Raw genomic sequence first — 15,020 nt, forward strand, 5'->3', positions numbered from 1 at the left:
GTGATGCTTATTGGTAACCCTTTGGGAACGGATCAGGTTTGATCAGCTCAGATTCGTACACCACATCAGCTTGGCCATCAGCGCGCCATTTACCGATGCGCAGCTTGCTCCAGAGGTGATGGTTAGGATCAACCTTGACGTAGCCTTCTGGCGCTGTCTTCAGCTCGTAGCCTGGCAATGCAACCACTGCCTTGTCCACGTCGAAGCTGCCAGCACGTTCAACTGCAGCCTTCCACAGCCATGGGCCGAGGTAAGCAGCCTGGGTCACGTCACCGATAACGGCTTTCGGGCCCCACATTTTCTTGAAGTCAGCCACGAATTTTTCGTTGTTCGGGTTCTTCAAGGTTTGGAAGTACTTCATGGCAGAGTAGAAGCCAGCCAGGTTTTCACCACCGATACCCAGTACTTCATCTTCGGTTACCGAGATAGTCAGCATGGTTTGCTTGCTGGAGTTAAGACCAGCAGCGTTCAATTGCTTGAACCAGGCCACGTTACTGCCACCTACAACCGCTGCGTAGATCACATCAGGCTTCTTCAGCTTGATCTTGTTGATCACGGAACCAAACTGCGTATCGCCCAGCGCGATGTACTCTTCACCTACCACCTTGCCACCCAGATGCTGCTCAATGTGCTTGCGGGCAATCTTCATGGAAGTACGTGGCCAGATGTAGTCAGAGCCAATCAGGTAGAAGGTTTTTGCCTTCTTTTCCTTGGCGATCCAGTCCAGACCAGCAAGAATCTGTTGAGTCGCTTCCTGACCGGTGTAGAACACGTTCTTGGATTGCTCCAGGCCTTCGTAGAAGGTGGGGTAGAACAAGAGACCGTTGTCTTTTTCAAACACAGGCAAGGCGGCCTTGCGGGAGGCGGAAGTCCAGCAACCGAATACGGCGGCTACCTTGTCGTTTTCCAGCAGTTTCTTGGATTTTTCAGCAAAGGTCGGCCAGTCGCTGGCGCCGTCTTCCTGAATGATTTCAATCTTGCGACCGAGTACACCACCCATTTCATTGATCTGGGCAATCGCCAGCTTTTCAGCCTGGATGGAACCTGTTTCACTGATGGCCATGGTGCCGGTAGCCGAGTGCAGAATACCGACCTTGACGGTCTTGTCGGTCACGGCCAGCTTGGTGGTGTTCACCTTGGCAGTAGGAAAGTCCTCGGCAAAAGCGCTGCCCATGCCGGAAACCATGCTGACCGCCAGCAGTGCGCCGGTCAGGGCGCCCACTTTAGTCATGAATCGACGTCTATCATTGGTACTCATAAATTTCTCCTAGTTGAAAGTGAAGCTAACCTTATCTGCCCTACGAAAAACTGCTTGCAGCAAAGGCGGGGATAAAGGGGCTAGTGCCCCAGCATCCACGGCCTTGCCGTTTTTTTGGTTTGCATCTGCAAACCGTTGTTACCACCTGCTGATTTCTCTTTGGTGGCGCCGCCGGATGGCTTGCAGGTATGAGAACCCGTGCACCCGCAACTGGAGCGACGGCGTACGCCTGGCTCGTGTGCGGACTTTTCATTGCGCTCGTGTGCGCTGCGCTGTGCCTTGCCAAGAATGGCCAGGTTGGGTACTGACAGAATCCGCTCGCCCATGCCGCCACAGCTTTCGCAGACGGCTGGCTGGCTGGATTCGGACATCTTGCGCAGTGCAGAAAACACGCCACAACTTTCACAGTGATACTCATATACAGGCATACCGGCTTCCCCTTTATTTACGCTAGTCGACGACGTTCTGATCAGCTGGCTTTGGCCAGGTCAGGACCGCTGGCGACCATGATTTTCGGTCCATCGGCATTGGGCTTCAGGTCGAAGTCAAAGATCTCGGTCGGCAACCACAAGGTGGCGCACGCATTCGGGATATCCACCACGCCACTGATATGGCCTTCTACCGGCGCTGTGCCCAGAATCGACAAGGCTTGCGCACCGCTGTAACCAAACTTCTTGAGGTACTCGATGGCATTGAGACAGGCCTGACGGTAAGCCACATGCACATCCAGGTAATGCTGCTTGCCCTGCTCATCCACCGAAATACCTTCAAAAATCAGGTAATCACGATAGTTGGGGGTCAATGGGCTAGGCTGGAACACCGGATTCTTGATGCCGTATTTCTTGACGCCATCCTTGATCAGGCTGACCTTGATATCGAGGTAACCGGCCATTTCAATCGCGCCGCAGAAAGTGATTTCACCGTCGCCCTGCGAGAAGTGCAGGTCGCCCATGGAGAGACCGCCATCCTTGACGTAGACCGGGAAAAACACCTTGGAACCCTTGGTCAGGTTCTTGATGTCACAGTTACCGCCGTGGTCGCGTGGCGGCACGGTACGCGCACCTTCCATCGCAGCCGCCTTGGCAGCTTCACCGGTCATCTTGCCCATCACGGCGGCTTGCGCATTTGGTGGCAGGCCCAGTGGTGGCACGCGCTCAGGATCAGTCGCAATCAGCTCGCCTTCGCGCTTGTTCCAGGTATCCAGCAACTCGCGGGATGGCAGGCAACCGATCAGACCAGGGTGCATGATGCCGGCGAACTTGACGTTGGGCACATGGCGCGATGTGGTGTAAATGCCGTGGAAGTCCCAGATCGACTTGCGTGCTTCAGGATAATGATCGGTCAGGAAACCACCGCCATTTTCCTTGGCAAACAAACCATTGAAACCCCACTGCGAATCTTCCAGCGTGCCTACATCCAGAATCTCCACCACCATCAAATCACCCGGCTCGGCACCTTCGACGCCAATCGGGCCACTCAGGTAATGCACTTGCAACAGATCCACATCACGAATGTCGTTTGCACTGTCGTCGTTCTTGATCTGACCGCCAGTCCAATCCATGCACTCCACCCGGAATTCATCACCAGGCTTCACCATGGCAATCATCGGCAGATCGGGATGCCAGCGATTGTGAATCTGGCCGTCCTGTTCCCATGGCTTTTTATCAAGATCGAGTTTTACAAGGGTTTTCATAGCTATCCTCATGTTTTATTAATGCCCCTGCGGGGGCTCTTCCCGGTACGATCAGAGCAGCACTCGCATCGGTCCGTTGCGCACCGGCTTCCCGGTGCGCATCCCCTTTAAACTGCCTAGAATTGCAATTGCAGACCGACAGTGAACTTGTTGTATTTTTCTTGAGTTTCCGTGTCATTTTTGGTGTACACGGCGCTCAGGCGAGCGTTGTGAGCATCAATGATGTAGTTCAGACCCACGTCATATTCCTTAACATCCAGGCTGGCAGAGCCGTCACCATTGAACTTCTGATAGCGAACATACGGCTGGAACTTGCCCCAGCCCACAACGTCAGGGAACATCCAGGCAGCCAGGCCCAGATAAGCCTTACCTGCCTTTACCGGGGAAGTACCACTACCGGCACCTGCAATAACAGCATCGTTGCTGAAGTCATAGCGGTAGGCAGCACCTTCCAGATTGAGCACCCCAGCGCTCATCACCTTTTCCAGGACAGCATCAATGTTGTAAGCGAGGTAATCGTCTTTGGTGGTGGCAGAACCGACGGCATCTTTCTGATACATGCCAACCAGGGCGACAGAAAGGACATCCTTGCCGTAATAGGTGCTGCTGGTGTAGTAAGCGGGATCGAGGCCAGCTTCCCAGAAATCATATTGCACACGACCGGCATACATCAGCGCATCGCTACGATTAGGATCAGTAGTGCCTGTGCCTGCCAGATTGGACGCGTGATTACCTTCATAGGCACCCACCGAGTAAACAAGGTGTTTGTCCAGCAACTTACCCCAGGCGGTCACACCCACGTCACGGCCGGTGTTCTTGTTCTGGTATTGCGAAACCACGCCTGGATAGCTCCAGGCAGTCAGGTAGTATGGACCATCCAGATTGGCGCGGTCGCTTGGTGGCAGCATCTGACCTGCCCACAGGTTGAATTCAGGCATGAATTCGAACTGGGCAATGGCATCGATCATCTTGACCGTGTCATCGGCGTTCTTTTCCGTGTTGAAAGTACCTTTGATGTACTTGTTCAGCGAAGCGCTGGTATACAGACGAATGCTGTCCAGGTTGAAATCTTTGCTGCGTGAAGTGGTATTAGGCGCTGCATCTTCCTGGCTGGTAAAACTGGTCCGCATGCCCAGACCGACGGTAATGGACTTATCATCACCGAAATTGATGGTGCCACCTGCTTGCGCCTGCATGGCAGGAACAGCCATCGTCATGGTCGCAGCCACTGCCAGCAAACACTTGTTAAGCTTGAATTTCATCGCGTAATCCCCTTTATGTTGATGAGCCGCACACTGTAAAAAAACCTGCACCCTGAAACGGGTTTCACGTCATCCATCGCAACAGCCGACTGACGTGCAACGTGGTGCTAGATTAGCGAGTGCGAAGGGGGGCTTAAATACGTCATATTGCGTAGTTGTTTTTACAGACGAGAGCGGTATGCTGTGTGAGCATTTGTCCTACAAGGAATTTGATGACGTGAATAAAGGCGAGGACATCCCGATGAAAAAAGTGCTACTAGTGCCTTTGCTGGCCTGCCTGCTGTTAAGTGCTTGCGGCGAGTTTTCTTATAAGCGCGGGGCGACTGCCGCTGATCTTGAAAAGTCCCGAGACGCCTGCAAAGCCAACGGCATGAGCGACGCCGCCGTGAAAAAATGCCTGGAAGATCAAGGCTGGTTCGTACATGACTTGAGCGATATGGACCCGGTAGCGATACTGATGCCAAATGAAGATAACCGCAGTAGTAGCAGCCAGGGTGATGTGGCGGCAGCCGCCGCAGCCACCATGGTAGAGTCCGGCACACCGGCTTCAACTGCCAGCAAAGCGCCAGATGGCGCGCCAGCCGCGCCCGTCAAAAGCATGACAGACAAATTCAAGGTTACGTCATGGTGGAAGCGCGGAGCAGGACGTACTGAGCTGGCAGACGCCACCAACCAGTGCGTTGCTGAACTCGGCGAAGAGCATCGTCCGGACCCGGTCACGCAATACACCACTCGCGGCTTGCTTATTTGCATGCGCAAGAGCGGCTGGTATGGATTGGCATCCAAGTAATCTTTGAACTGAATCTGACAATAAAAAAAGCCGCTCAAATGAGCGGCTTTTTTTATTTGTTTGGTAGTCGCGAATGGACTCGAACCATCGACCCCCACCATGTCAAGGTGGTGCTCTAACCAGCTGAGCTACGCGACTGCAGGCTTGAATTGATGCCTCAAGCTTCAAGAGGCACGCATTATAGCCGAACTCCCGGCGTGGAACAATCACCGTAACGCACGCCAGATGACGCTTGATCTTCATGCGGGAGGGAATGATTTCAGCCGCTGGCGGTCTTTTGATCAGGTAAGCGGTTATTCAAGGGTCATTATTCAAAGGAAGATCATGCTCTGGTCTACATTATTCAAATTGATCCCGTGGGGGCAAGTGATTGATCACGCCCCCCAAGTGCTGGATGGCGCAAAAAGGCTGTATCAGCGCCTGAGAGCCGAAGGCCAGGCGGAAACCGACACGTATGGAACCGGGATTACGGTACTTCCGCCCGAACCGGAAGCCCTGGCGCAGGCCGTGCGTGAGCAGCGTCAGGCACTGGCGCGCTTGCATGATGAGCTGGAGGAGTCGGGTCAGCTGATCAAGCGGCTGGCCGAGCAGAATGCCGGGATGGTGGCGCAGATGGAATCCCTGCGGCGGCGTTTGCGTTTGCTGGGTTGGCTGGGGGTATTGCTTGCAGGAGGCCTGGCATACGCCTTGTATCATCTGCCCGCTGCATAAGCCCGGCCTGTGCGGGCTATAATGGGCGACTGCTCTTAGTCCGGGTTCTGCCCTCACATGAATTCACGTTCCAATGATTTACTGGTGGATGCCATTGCCAATGATGGCTATGCCATTACTCCTGACTTTTTGCCACCGGCCCTGATCAAGACGTTGGCAGATGAGGCAAAGGCCCTGCATGCGCAAGGCGCACTGCAGGCGGCGACCACGGGACTTTCCAGTCGCCGGTCGGCAGACAATGTAGGGCTGCGGGGTGACTTCATTCACTGGCTTGAGGATGAGCTCGCCAGCCCGGCACAGCAGAATTATCTGGCCGCCATGCGGCAGTTGCAGCAGGACTTCAACCAGGCCCTGTTCATGGGATTGTTTGAGCTGGAAACGCATCTGGCCGTTTATCCGCCCGGGGCCGTTTATCGCAAACATCTGGATCAGTTTCAGGGGCGTGCTGAGCGTCAGGTAAGCTGCATCCTGTACCTGAATGAAGACTGGCAGCCGGAAGACGGCGGCACCTTGCGCATCTACCTGAATGGCAACGCCAGCGAACCCTATATGGACATCAGCCCGACCGGCGGTACGCTGGTCACCTTTCTCTCTGGCCGCTTTATGCATGAAGTCATGCCTTCACGCCGCGAACGCATCAGCCTGACTGGCTGGTTCAGAACACGCAGCACTGCCATTTGATGAACACACCACCAACCCCTTCGGCGGACATCGCCGCCATGTTTGCCCCGGAGACCTTCCGTGAGCTAGGGCATAAGCTGATCGATTTACTGGCAGATTACTTGGCTGGCAATCTGGCAGGGCAAGACCCGGTGATGCATTGGCAAGCCCCCGAGAAAGCGGACGCAGAATGGCAAATGCCCTTGCCACAAGAGCCTGTGCTTGATGCTGACGGATTACTCGCACGCCTGAAAAATGACATCCTCCCGACCAGTTTGGCGATTCATCATCCGCACAACATGGGACATCAGGTCGCCACGCCATTGCCCGTGGCCGCCCTTTGCGATCTGGTCGCCGCCCTCACCAACCAGGCCATGGCCGTCTATGAAACCGGCCCCAGTGCCACCATGCTGGAGCGGCAAGTCCTGCGCTGGCTGGGCGAGCTGATCGGCTGGCAGGATGCAGGTGGCATACTGACCTCGGGCGGCGCGCAAGCCAATCTCACCGCCCTGCTCGCTGCGCGCCAACATGCGGCCGATGTATGGAAGCATGGCGTGGCCGACGTCAAACCGTTGCGCATTCTGGTGTCCAAGCATGCGCATTACTCCATCAGTCGCGCGGCGGGCATCATGGGGCTGGGTACCGATGCCGTCGTTAGTATTCCTACCGATACCGAAGGCCGCATGCTGGTCAACGCGCTGGCTGTTGCGCATGCCGAAGTCCTGGCGAATGACACCACGGTGATGGCCGTGGTGGCTACCGCAGGCTGCACCCCCACGGGCAGCATAGACCCGTTGCTGGAGATAGGCCGCTACTGCCAGGACCATGGATTGTGGCTGCATGTAGATGGCGCGCATGGCGCCTCAGCCTTGCTTTCCGAGCAGCATCGCCCTGCGCTGCAAGGCATTGCCCTCGCCGACTCCGTGGTGTGGGATGGTCACAAATTGCTGTACATGCCCGCCGCTGTTTCCGCCGTGCTGTTTCGCAACACGGCCAGCAGCTTTGAAGCATTCAGCCAGGATGCGTCCTACCTTTTTCAGGGCGGCGAGCACATTGAGGAAATGTATAACGTCAGCTATCGCACGCTGGAATGCACCAAGCGCATGATGGGGCTGAAGCTGTGGGTGGCGTTTTCACTGTATGGCGTGCGCGGTATGGCGCAACTGCTGGACAGCACCTTTGCCAAGGCGCGCCTGCTGGCTCAAAAGCTGGATGCACATCCAGACTTTGAGCTGCTCATGCAGCCGCAAACCAATATCGTGTGTTTCCGCCATCGGCCAACTGCACTGGAAGGCCCCGCGCTGGATGCGCATCAGAGCCGCCTGCGCGAGCAACTGGTGCAGAGCGGCCGCTTTCATTTAACGCGCGTCACGCTGGAAGGCCGCGTCTGGCTACGCACCACGCTGATGAACCCCTACACACAAACAGAAGATATGGATGAGCTGTTGCTGGCGCTGAATCAGCTGGCCCAGCAAGCCCTGGCCTGACGGACTGGGATATGCGTATTTCTGTTTGATCGGCTCTATATTATCGAACCTGTATTGTCGGAATCGCCCGCCCATTCATATCCGCAAGGGTTGCGTGGGGATGAGGCCCCGATGGGAGCATGCCCGACAAACGGCGTTGCTGACTATCCTGGCAGAATAATCAAGGCTCCAGGTTTTCCTGTTCCAAGAGCGCCGCATAACCTGCTTGATAATCCGGATAGCGCAACTGAAACCCTGTATGCCGCAGGCGCTGATTGCTCAGGCGCTTGTTGCCACTAATCGCAGGCGCAGCCTGCGGGGCATCCGGCACCCCCATCTGCTGTGCCAGCCATTGCAGCACCTCGTATTGCGATGCAGGCCGGTCATCCGTCACCACATACAGCGGCTCCACCGGCTTGCCTGCAAACAGTTGCTTGACCAGGTAGGCAATCGCGGCCGCGCCATCATCCCGGTGGATGCGGTTGGTCCAGCCATTTTGCGCGGGCCAGCGCGCAGGCTCACGCGCCAGGTCCAGCATACGGCGGCGGCCAGGTCCGTAGATGCCCGAGAAACGCAGAATCGTATGCGCGGCAGGATATTCACTCGCCAATAGCTGCTCCGCCTGCAACATGCGTTCGCCACTAAAACCATCCGGCACCGGTATCGTGGCTTCATCCAGCAGATCATCGCTCACCTGCCCGTACACGCCCGTGCTGGAAACAAAAAACACATGCTCAGGTGGCGCTTGCCGCAGGGCCGCCAGGGTATTGCGCAAACCATCCACATAATGCGCACGGTAACTGTCATCGCGATGCGCATCCGCCGCCACGCAATAAATCACGATACGGGGCTTCAAGGCCGCCAACCCCTGCAAGGTTTCAGGCTGCGTCACGTCCGCCTGCAGCAGATGCACACCTGCCGGCAAGTCCGTGGCGCTGCGCTTCAGCCCATACACTTCCAGTCCTCCATCCTGCAGCAGGCTGGCGACGGCCTGCCCCAGATCACCGCAGCCCACTACCAGTGCGCGATCTGTCATCTCAAGCCTGCGCTGGCATCGGCTGCCATTGGCCAGACAAATACTTCTCCGCCCACATCAACGCCACGATGGTTTTGCCATCGGTAATCTCGCCGCGCTGCACCATCGCCAGGCAATCCTGCAAGCTGGCATCAATAATATGCAAAGCCTCATCTTCATCGCGCTTGTGTTCACCAGCGGTAAGACCACGGGCCAGATAGATATGAATCACTTCATTTGAGTAGCCAATGCAGGGATGCTGCAAACCGAGATACACCCACTCCTTGGCGGTGTAGCCGGTTTCCTCCAGCAACTCGCGCTGCCCAGTCAGCAGCGGCGCCTCGCCCTGATCAATCTTGCCCGCCGGCAACTCAATAAACACCCGGCGCAAAGGGTAGCGGAACTGTCGCTCCAGTATCAGATGGCCGTTATCCAGCAGTGCCACCATCACCACAGCACCGGGGTGCAACACATACTCGCGCTGGCTTTGCCCGCCATTAGGCAAGCGCACCTGATCGCGGCGCGCCGTCAGCATACCGCCCGAGGCGATTACTTCAGAAGAGATAGGAGTTTCGATGAGGTCGTTGTAGTTGTGCATGGGAGGGAGGAATTAGTAGGTAGAGGATTGAGTTTAAGCGATAGCGGGACATTCGGCTATGCGCATGGGTAGGTAGTGTTTAACTAGGATGTGAACCATATCATTCGTCACTGATATCTCTAAGAGAAGATACGATGCCATAGCCAACTTGAGTCTAGCAATCCCTGTTGTTTTTTCATTCCATCAGACATGCAGCTGTTACGGGTTAGGCTTTACCATCATCTGGATGAAAGTCATACAAAGGGATTGATAACGAAGAAGGTATTTCACCAACATTGGCGCCCATAACTGCCCCAAGGCCAAGCACCCGCCGGTTCGACCATGTGGGCGGCTAGATGCCTGTAATGCTTTATTTGCATCTACGATAAGAGGCCGTTTTATTTATTCTGTAGCAAAACCACAAGGTTTTCGATTAATTCCACTGCATCAGGCTTATACGTTGCCTCCCATTCATTAATCCAGTTGGCTGGCTTGCCCTGATCCTCCCAATCAGAGAGCGCACCAGCATTGACGATTTCTAATTCAAACCACAGTTTGTCGAACCGTGAAATATCCTCACCTGACAAAAACGGGTTACCGCTACCGCATAAGGATTCGGTACCACGCACAAAACGGGAAAATGCAATATGAGTACTGACTGCCTCCCTGGCTTCTGCAAGAAACACATGCTTATCAAGACTATCGTCCATACTTGACGGTTACAACCTTTCCTTTGCTATTTGTCACTACGGTAACGTTGTTGACCGAGTCATAATGAACTGTTGTAGAACCTCTGCTGGGAGTTGCAAACCCATTTTCAACAGTATTCTGGACAACAGAGGGCATAACTCCTCGATCCTGCATGCGATCTAAAGCATGACCCGAATACTCTCTACCGTATATGGTTGCAGGTTCATTTCTGACTGGCTGATATTCTGGGCTCTTTGGTTGATTAAATTGAAGTCGTTTACTACCGATCAACAATGCGCCGTCGGAGACTCCAGTGTTCGCCCCCAGCCCAAGCGATTTCCGTCCTTCGAACTCAATTGCTCCGAGAGCAAGAAATCCTGCAGCGCTCTTCACATCTCCGTCACTTAAAGCACCGCCAGCTTGAAGAACATGGTACGGACCAGCGCTTATGCTTGCAAGTCCATAGATCGGCTATGGGCATGCGCTGGGTTACTGCTTAATATCGGCAAGCAGGCGCGTCCTCCACTACCGCTTAAAAGTACTCTTGATACAGATGCCCAACAGGACCATGTCTGAGATTAAAGCCCTGCGTGTATATTCCATCGAGCTGAAACGTGGACTTAAATAACTTTAATGTTTGTACGACAGAGAAGATAGGTCAAAATAGAAGTGCGATGCTCTGCCAGAGCCCCACAAAACTCCACGATATAACACAAACATAAAAAGGCGAATTGATCGAAAAATAAAGGGGAAATTTAACGTCATGAACTACTGTGTAAGCTGTGGAAAGAATTATGATCAGGGGACCGAGATTTGTTCGGAATGCCTGACTCCAACCGGTGCTGAAATAACAAGCAACTCAGTTTGCAGTTCTGAGGCAATTTCAGGAACGCACCCATGGAGAAGGCTGTTTGCCAGGACTATAGACTATGTTGCTTTGTACCTTATTATCGGCTTAATAATTGGTGTATTCATACCATCCGACTCAGCGCCATTGGTGTTTACAGGCAATGAGTTTTTAGATGGGAGACTCATCAATATCCTGATACTTGCCCTGGCTTGTATCATTGAGCCAATTATTCTCACGAGCTTTGGAATAACTCCAGGGAAGTTTTTGTTCAATATAGAAATCAATAAAAATGGTTCTGAACTAATCGAATACCTGGACGCTTTAAAACGAACTGTCGCCTTAACGTGGAGTGGGATGGCATTTGGCGTGCCATTTCTCAGTACCGTCGCGCAATACATGGCCTACAGAAGGCTAACGACAACTGGTGAGACGAGCTGGGATAAATCATGTGGTTTTACAATCACGCATCACCCTATTGGCTGGGGAAGAAAGATCGGACTTATAACAGTTCTATTAATTATGGCAGTCGCTATTATTGTCATTCAGCGAAGCCCAGTCGGCCAATGAAATAAAGGAATGAATTTAGTATTGAGAGATGGTCGGGGTGAGAGGATTCGAACCTCCGGCCTCCGCGTCCCGAACGCGGCGCTCTACCAGGCTAAGCTACACCCCGGAAGCCATGCGGGTGATGGCGAAAGGAGGCTTTATTATCCTGGTCCTGAAAGCAAAATTCAACAGACAGGCCGCCATCACTGAGTGCTGGCGGCTTGATAACGCAGGCTCAGGCGCGGTTGAGCCAGAAGTAGCGGTAGACGAAGCCAGGGAAGGCGAAGACGAGGAACAGGCTGCCGGTGGTGGCATAGAATTCCCAGCCCTGGGGGAATGCCTGGCCCATGGTAGAGAGTTCGGCGTAGTGGGCGATGCCACCGGTGACAAAGTACATCACGATGAGTTCGAGCAGGCACCAGCCAGTGTGCTTGGTGCCGCCTTTAAGCGGGATCACGAAAAACAGGCGTTCGGAAAACCAGGGCATATTCGCCAGCACCAGGGCCAGCAACAGCAAAATCGTTTGTGTCATATCAGCTACTTATTGAAAACTGTGGGTGATGGCGTAAGCGCAAATATCCATCAATCGTTGCGGGAACATGCCGAGTGCGAGCAACAGCAGCGCATTGAGGCTGAGCAGCACTTTCATGTCGATCGGGGCTTTGATCGGCGTGTTATCCAGTGGTTCATCAAAGTACATGAGTTTGACCACGCGCAGGTAGTAGAAACCACCAATCGCGGCCATGACCACGGCAAAGATGACGAGGCCAACAAAGCCAGCCTGGAGCGCGGCCTGCAGCACGGCAAACTTGGCGTAGAAGCCCAGCGTGGGTGGCACACCGGCCATGGAGAACATGATGATGAGCATGAGGAAGGCATACCATGGGCTGCGCTGGTTGAGGCCTTTCAGGTCTTCCAGGTTATCGGCCTCAAAGCCTTTGCGTGACAGCAAAAGCATGATGCCGAAGCCGCCCAGGGTCATCAGCACATAAGCCATGATGTAAAACATGGCGGACACATAACCATTGGTGCCCGCACTCATGAAGCCATACAGCAGGTAGCCCACATGCGAGATGGTGGAATATGCCAGCATGCGCTTGAGGTTGGTTTGCGCAATGGCGGTGATATTGCCGATGAGGATGGACAACACAGCCATGATCGCCAGCATGCCCTGCCAATCGATGGCGAGCACATACAGCCCTTGGATCAGCAGGCGAATCATGAAGGCAAATGCGGCCAGCTTGGTCACGGAACCAATGAACAGCGTGACGGCCGTTGGCGCGCCATGGTACACATCCGGCACCCACATCTGGAACGGCACGGCACCCAGCTTGAAGCCCAGGCCTGCAATCAGGAATACCACGCCCAATACCAGCACGGCATGATCAGGTGCGCCTTGCAGCAAGGCGTTGGCGACTTCGGCAACATCCAGCGTCCCCGTCACGCCGTACAGCATGGACATGCCGTACAGCAGCATGCCGGAGGACAGCGCACCCAGCACAAAATACTTCATGGCGGCTTCGGTGGCGCGCGGATTATCCCTGTCCATGGCGACCAGTGCATACAGACACAGCGACAGTAGTTCCAGGCCCATGTAGAGCGTGAGGAAGTGCTGGCCGGAGACCATGATCATCATGCCCAGCAAAGCAAACAGCGTGAGGGCAAAATACTCGCCACGGAACATGTCACGCAGCGAGACATATTGGCGGGTATAGACCAGCATCACCGATGTTGTCAGGTACATCATCAGCTTGAGCACATCAGACAAAGGGTCATCGACAAACATGCCATTGAAGGCATAGCTCACTACCGAGACATTGTGCGTGCACGCGGTGACGACTGCCGCCGCTGCGAGGCCCAGCTGGGTAAAAATGTATATCAGGGAGCGATTGTGTGACTTGAGGAATAGGTCCAGAAGCAGCACGAACATCGCCATACAGAGAATGATGATCTCCGGCAAGGCGGCATACAGGTCGGATTGAATCGCGTTCATTGGCTGGTTCGCTTGTTATCTAGGCATTATCAAAGCAGCTTGCTCTGCGCCATGTGCGCGAGCAGGTTGTTCACGGTGGCGTGTGTCATTTCGGTAATCGGGTGCGGATACACGCCAAACCCGATCACCAGCACAGCCAGCACCGACAGGATGAAAAACTCACGGCGATTCAGGTCTTTCAGCGCGGCCACATGGGCATTGCCGATCTCACCATAGAACACGCGCTTCACCATCCACAGCGTATAGGCTGCGCCCAGGATCAGCGTGGTGGAGGCGAGGAAGGCAAACCAGAAGTTGGCTTGCAAGGCGCCCAGAATTACCATGAATTCCCCCACAAAGCCGGAGGTGCCTGGCAGACCGGCATTGGCCATGCCAAACAGCACAGCAAAGGCGGCAAATGTTGGCATGGTATTGACCACACCGCCGTAATCGGCGATCTGGCGGCTATGCATGCGGTCATACAGCACGCCCACCGAGAGGAACATGGCACTGGATACAAAACCGTGCGAAATCATCTGCACAATCGCGCCTTCCATGCCCAGCGGATTGAAAATGAAGAAGCCCAGCGTGACAAAGCCCATGTGCGAAATCGACGAATAGGCAATCAACTTTTTCATGTCTTTTTGCACCAGCGCCACCAGGGCGATATACACCACGGCAATCAGCGACAGCGTGATCATGAAGCCGGAGAGGTAATGCGCAGCATCTGGAGCTATCGGCATGGCAAAGCGCAGGAAGCTGTAGCCGCCAAGCTTGAGCGCAATGGCCGCCAGTACCACGGAACCACCCGTTGGCGCTTCCACGTGGGCATCCGGCAGCCAGGTATGCACAGGCCACATCGGCACCTTGACGGCAAATGCCATGAAGAAAGCCAGGAAGATCAGGATCTGCGCCTTGAAGCTGAGCGGCAGCTGGTAGTAATCCACCAGCTCAAAACTATTGCTCTGGTGATAGAGATAGATGAAAGCCACCAGCATCAGCAGAGAGCCGATAAAGGTATACAGGAAGAACTTGATGGTGGCATAGACGCGGTTAGGCCCACCCCAGATACCAATCACCAGGAACATCGGGATCAGCATCGCTTCCCAGAACATGTAGTACAGAATGGCATCCAGCGCGGCAAACACGCCGATCATCAACCCAGACATGATCAGGAATGCCGCCATGTATTGCGCCACGCGCTTTTCGATCACTTCCCAGCCGGCAATCACCACTATCACCGTGGTAAAGCTGGTGAGGATGATCAGCGGTACGGCCAGGCCATCAACACCCAGGTGGTAATTGATATTGAAGGAGGTGATCCAGCGATGGCCTTCCTGAAACTGAAAGCCGCCATCCATCATGTTGAAATGGGTATACAAAGGCAGCGTGACCAGGAAAGCCGCGATACTGCCGAACAAGGCCAGCCAGCGCGCCAGACGTGCGTTTTGATCACCGCCCGTGCACAGCACCAGCACCCCGGCGAAAATAGGTACCCAGATACTTAGACTAAGAATAGGCCAATCCACC

At 54.5% G+C, this 15,020-nt stretch carries 15 protein-coding genes and 2 tRNA genes; 5 read left to right on the forward strand and 12 right to left on the reverse strand.

From position 1 onward, the window contains the following. Positions 1-7: 7 nt before the first annotated feature. The 4 genes from urtA to FNL37_RS10680 form a co-directional block, all read right to left on the reverse strand. Positions 8-1,258, reverse strand: a complete 1,251-nt coding sequence (gene urtA, locus FNL37_RS10665) for an urea ABC transporter substrate-binding protein (RefSeq protein ID WP_013441529.1) — start codon at positions 1,256-1,258, stop codon at positions 8-10. Between the two features lie 80 nt (positions 1,259-1,338). Beyond that, positions 1,339-1,686 (reverse strand): FmdB family zinc ribbon protein, encoded by a 348-nt coding sequence (locus FNL37_RS10670; protein WP_159356091.1) that lies wholly within the window; start codon positions 1,684-1,686, stop codon positions 1,339-1,341. 41 nt (positions 1,687-1,727) lie between these two features. Further along, the gene (gene fmdA / locus FNL37_RS10675) at positions 1,728-2,951 is read right to left on the reverse strand and encodes a formamidase (protein ID WP_015829545.1); all 1,224 of its coding nucleotides are present in this window, start codon (positions 2,949-2,951) and stop codon (positions 1,728-1,730) included. 116 nt (positions 2,952-3,067) lie between these two features. Continuing rightward, the gene (locus tag FNL37_RS10680; protein ID WP_159356092.1) at positions 3,068-4,213 is read right to left on the reverse strand and encodes a porin; all 1,146 of its coding nucleotides are present in this window, start codon (positions 4,211-4,213) and stop codon (positions 3,068-3,070) included. Between the two features lie 178 nt (positions 4,214-4,391). On the opposite strand from FNL37_RS10680, the gene FNL37_RS10685 reads away from it, so the two are divergent. Further along, positions 4,392-5,003 (forward strand): hypothetical protein, encoded by a 612-nt coding sequence (locus tag FNL37_RS10685; protein ID WP_159356093.1) that lies wholly within the window; start codon positions 4,392-4,394, stop codon positions 5,001-5,003. 61 nt (positions 5,004-5,064) lie between these two features. Here the strand turns inward: FNL37_RS10685 and FNL37_RS10690 are convergent. Next, a tRNA-Val gene (locus tag FNL37_RS10690) sits at positions 5,065-5,141 on the reverse strand. A 186-nt stretch (positions 5,142-5,327) separates the two neighbouring features. On the opposite strand from FNL37_RS10690, the gene FNL37_RS10695 reads away from it, so the two are divergent. From FNL37_RS10695 to FNL37_RS10705, 3 genes are read left to right on the forward strand one after another with little or no spacing between them, the layout of a single operon-like run. Next, positions 5,328-5,714 (forward strand): hypothetical protein, encoded by a 387-nt coding sequence (locus FNL37_RS10695; protein ID WP_159356094.1) that lies wholly within the window; start codon positions 5,328-5,330, stop codon positions 5,712-5,714. 57 nt (positions 5,715-5,771) lie between these two features. Further along, positions 5,772-6,395: a 2OG-Fe(II) oxygenase gene (locus FNL37_RS10700; RefSeq protein ID WP_159356095.1), complete on the forward strand. Its 624-nt coding sequence runs from the start codon at positions 5,772-5,774 to the stop codon at positions 6,393-6,395. Then, positions 6,395-7,861, forward strand: coding sequence for a pyridoxal phosphate-dependent decarboxylase family protein (locus tag FNL37_RS10705; RefSeq protein WP_159356096.1), 1,467 nt, complete (start codon positions 6,395-6,397; stop codon positions 7,859-7,861). Before FNL37_RS10700 ends, FNL37_RS10705 begins: the two co-directional genes overlap by 1 nt. Positions 7,862-8,021: 160 nt before the next feature. Here FNL37_RS10705 and FNL37_RS10710 read toward each other — a convergent pair whose 3' ends face one another. The 3 genes from FNL37_RS10710 to FNL37_RS10720 all read right to left on the reverse strand — a co-directional run bounded on the left by FNL37_RS10710 (position 8,022) and on the right by FNL37_RS10720 (position 10,142). After that, on the reverse strand, positions 8,022-8,876 hold the full coding sequence (locus FNL37_RS10710) for an SDR family oxidoreductase (protein ID WP_159356097.1): 855 nt from the start codon (positions 8,874-8,876) through the stop codon (positions 8,022-8,024). 1 nt (position 8,877) lies between these two features. Further along, positions 8,878-9,453 carry an NUDIX domain-containing protein gene (locus FNL37_RS10715; protein ID WP_159356098.1) on the reverse strand — a complete coding sequence of 192 codons (576 nt, stop codon included), beginning with the start codon at positions 9,451-9,453 and terminating at the stop codon, positions 8,878-8,880. 377 nt (positions 9,454-9,830) lie between these two features. Further along, entirely contained in the window at positions 9,831-10,142 is a 312-nt protein-coding gene (locus tag FNL37_RS10720; RefSeq protein WP_159356099.1) for a hypothetical protein, read from the reverse strand. Between the two features lie 743 nt (positions 10,143-10,885). Between FNL37_RS10720 and FNL37_RS10725 the strand changes: the two genes are divergently transcribed. Next, positions 10,886-11,539: an RDD family protein gene (locus FNL37_RS10725; protein ID WP_159356100.1), complete on the forward strand. Its 654-nt coding sequence runs from the start codon at positions 10,886-10,888 to the stop codon at positions 11,537-11,539. A 29-nt stretch (positions 11,540-11,568) separates the two neighbouring features. Here FNL37_RS10725 and FNL37_RS10730 read toward each other — a convergent pair. The 4 genes from FNL37_RS10730 to FNL37_RS10745 form a co-directional block, all read right to left on the reverse strand. Then, a tRNA-Pro gene (locus FNL37_RS10730) sits at positions 11,569-11,645 on the reverse strand. Between the two features lie 108 nt (positions 11,646-11,753). Beyond that, positions 11,754-12,050, reverse strand: coding sequence for a DUF2818 family protein (locus FNL37_RS10735; RefSeq protein WP_013441519.1), 297 nt, complete (start codon positions 12,048-12,050; stop codon positions 11,754-11,756). A 9-nt stretch (positions 12,051-12,059) separates the two neighbouring features. Continuing rightward, a complete protein-coding gene (nuoN, locus tag FNL37_RS10740; RefSeq protein ID WP_015829534.1) occupies positions 12,060-13,511 on the reverse strand; it encodes an NADH-quinone oxidoreductase subunit NuoN in 1,452 nt (483 codons plus the stop codon). A gap of 29 nt (positions 13,512-13,540) precedes the next feature. Then, a complete protein-coding gene (locus FNL37_RS10745; RefSeq protein ID WP_015829533.1) occupies positions 13,541-15,019 on the reverse strand; it encodes an NADH-quinone oxidoreductase subunit M in 1,479 nt (492 codons plus the stop codon). Between the last annotated feature and the right edge of the window lies 1 nt (position 15,020).

The sequence above is a fragment of the Methylovorus glucosotrophus genome, assembly GCF_009858335.1.
Taxonomy (GTDB): Bacteria; Pseudomonadota; Gammaproteobacteria; order Burkholderiales; family Methylophilaceae; genus Methylovorus; species Methylovorus glucosotrophus.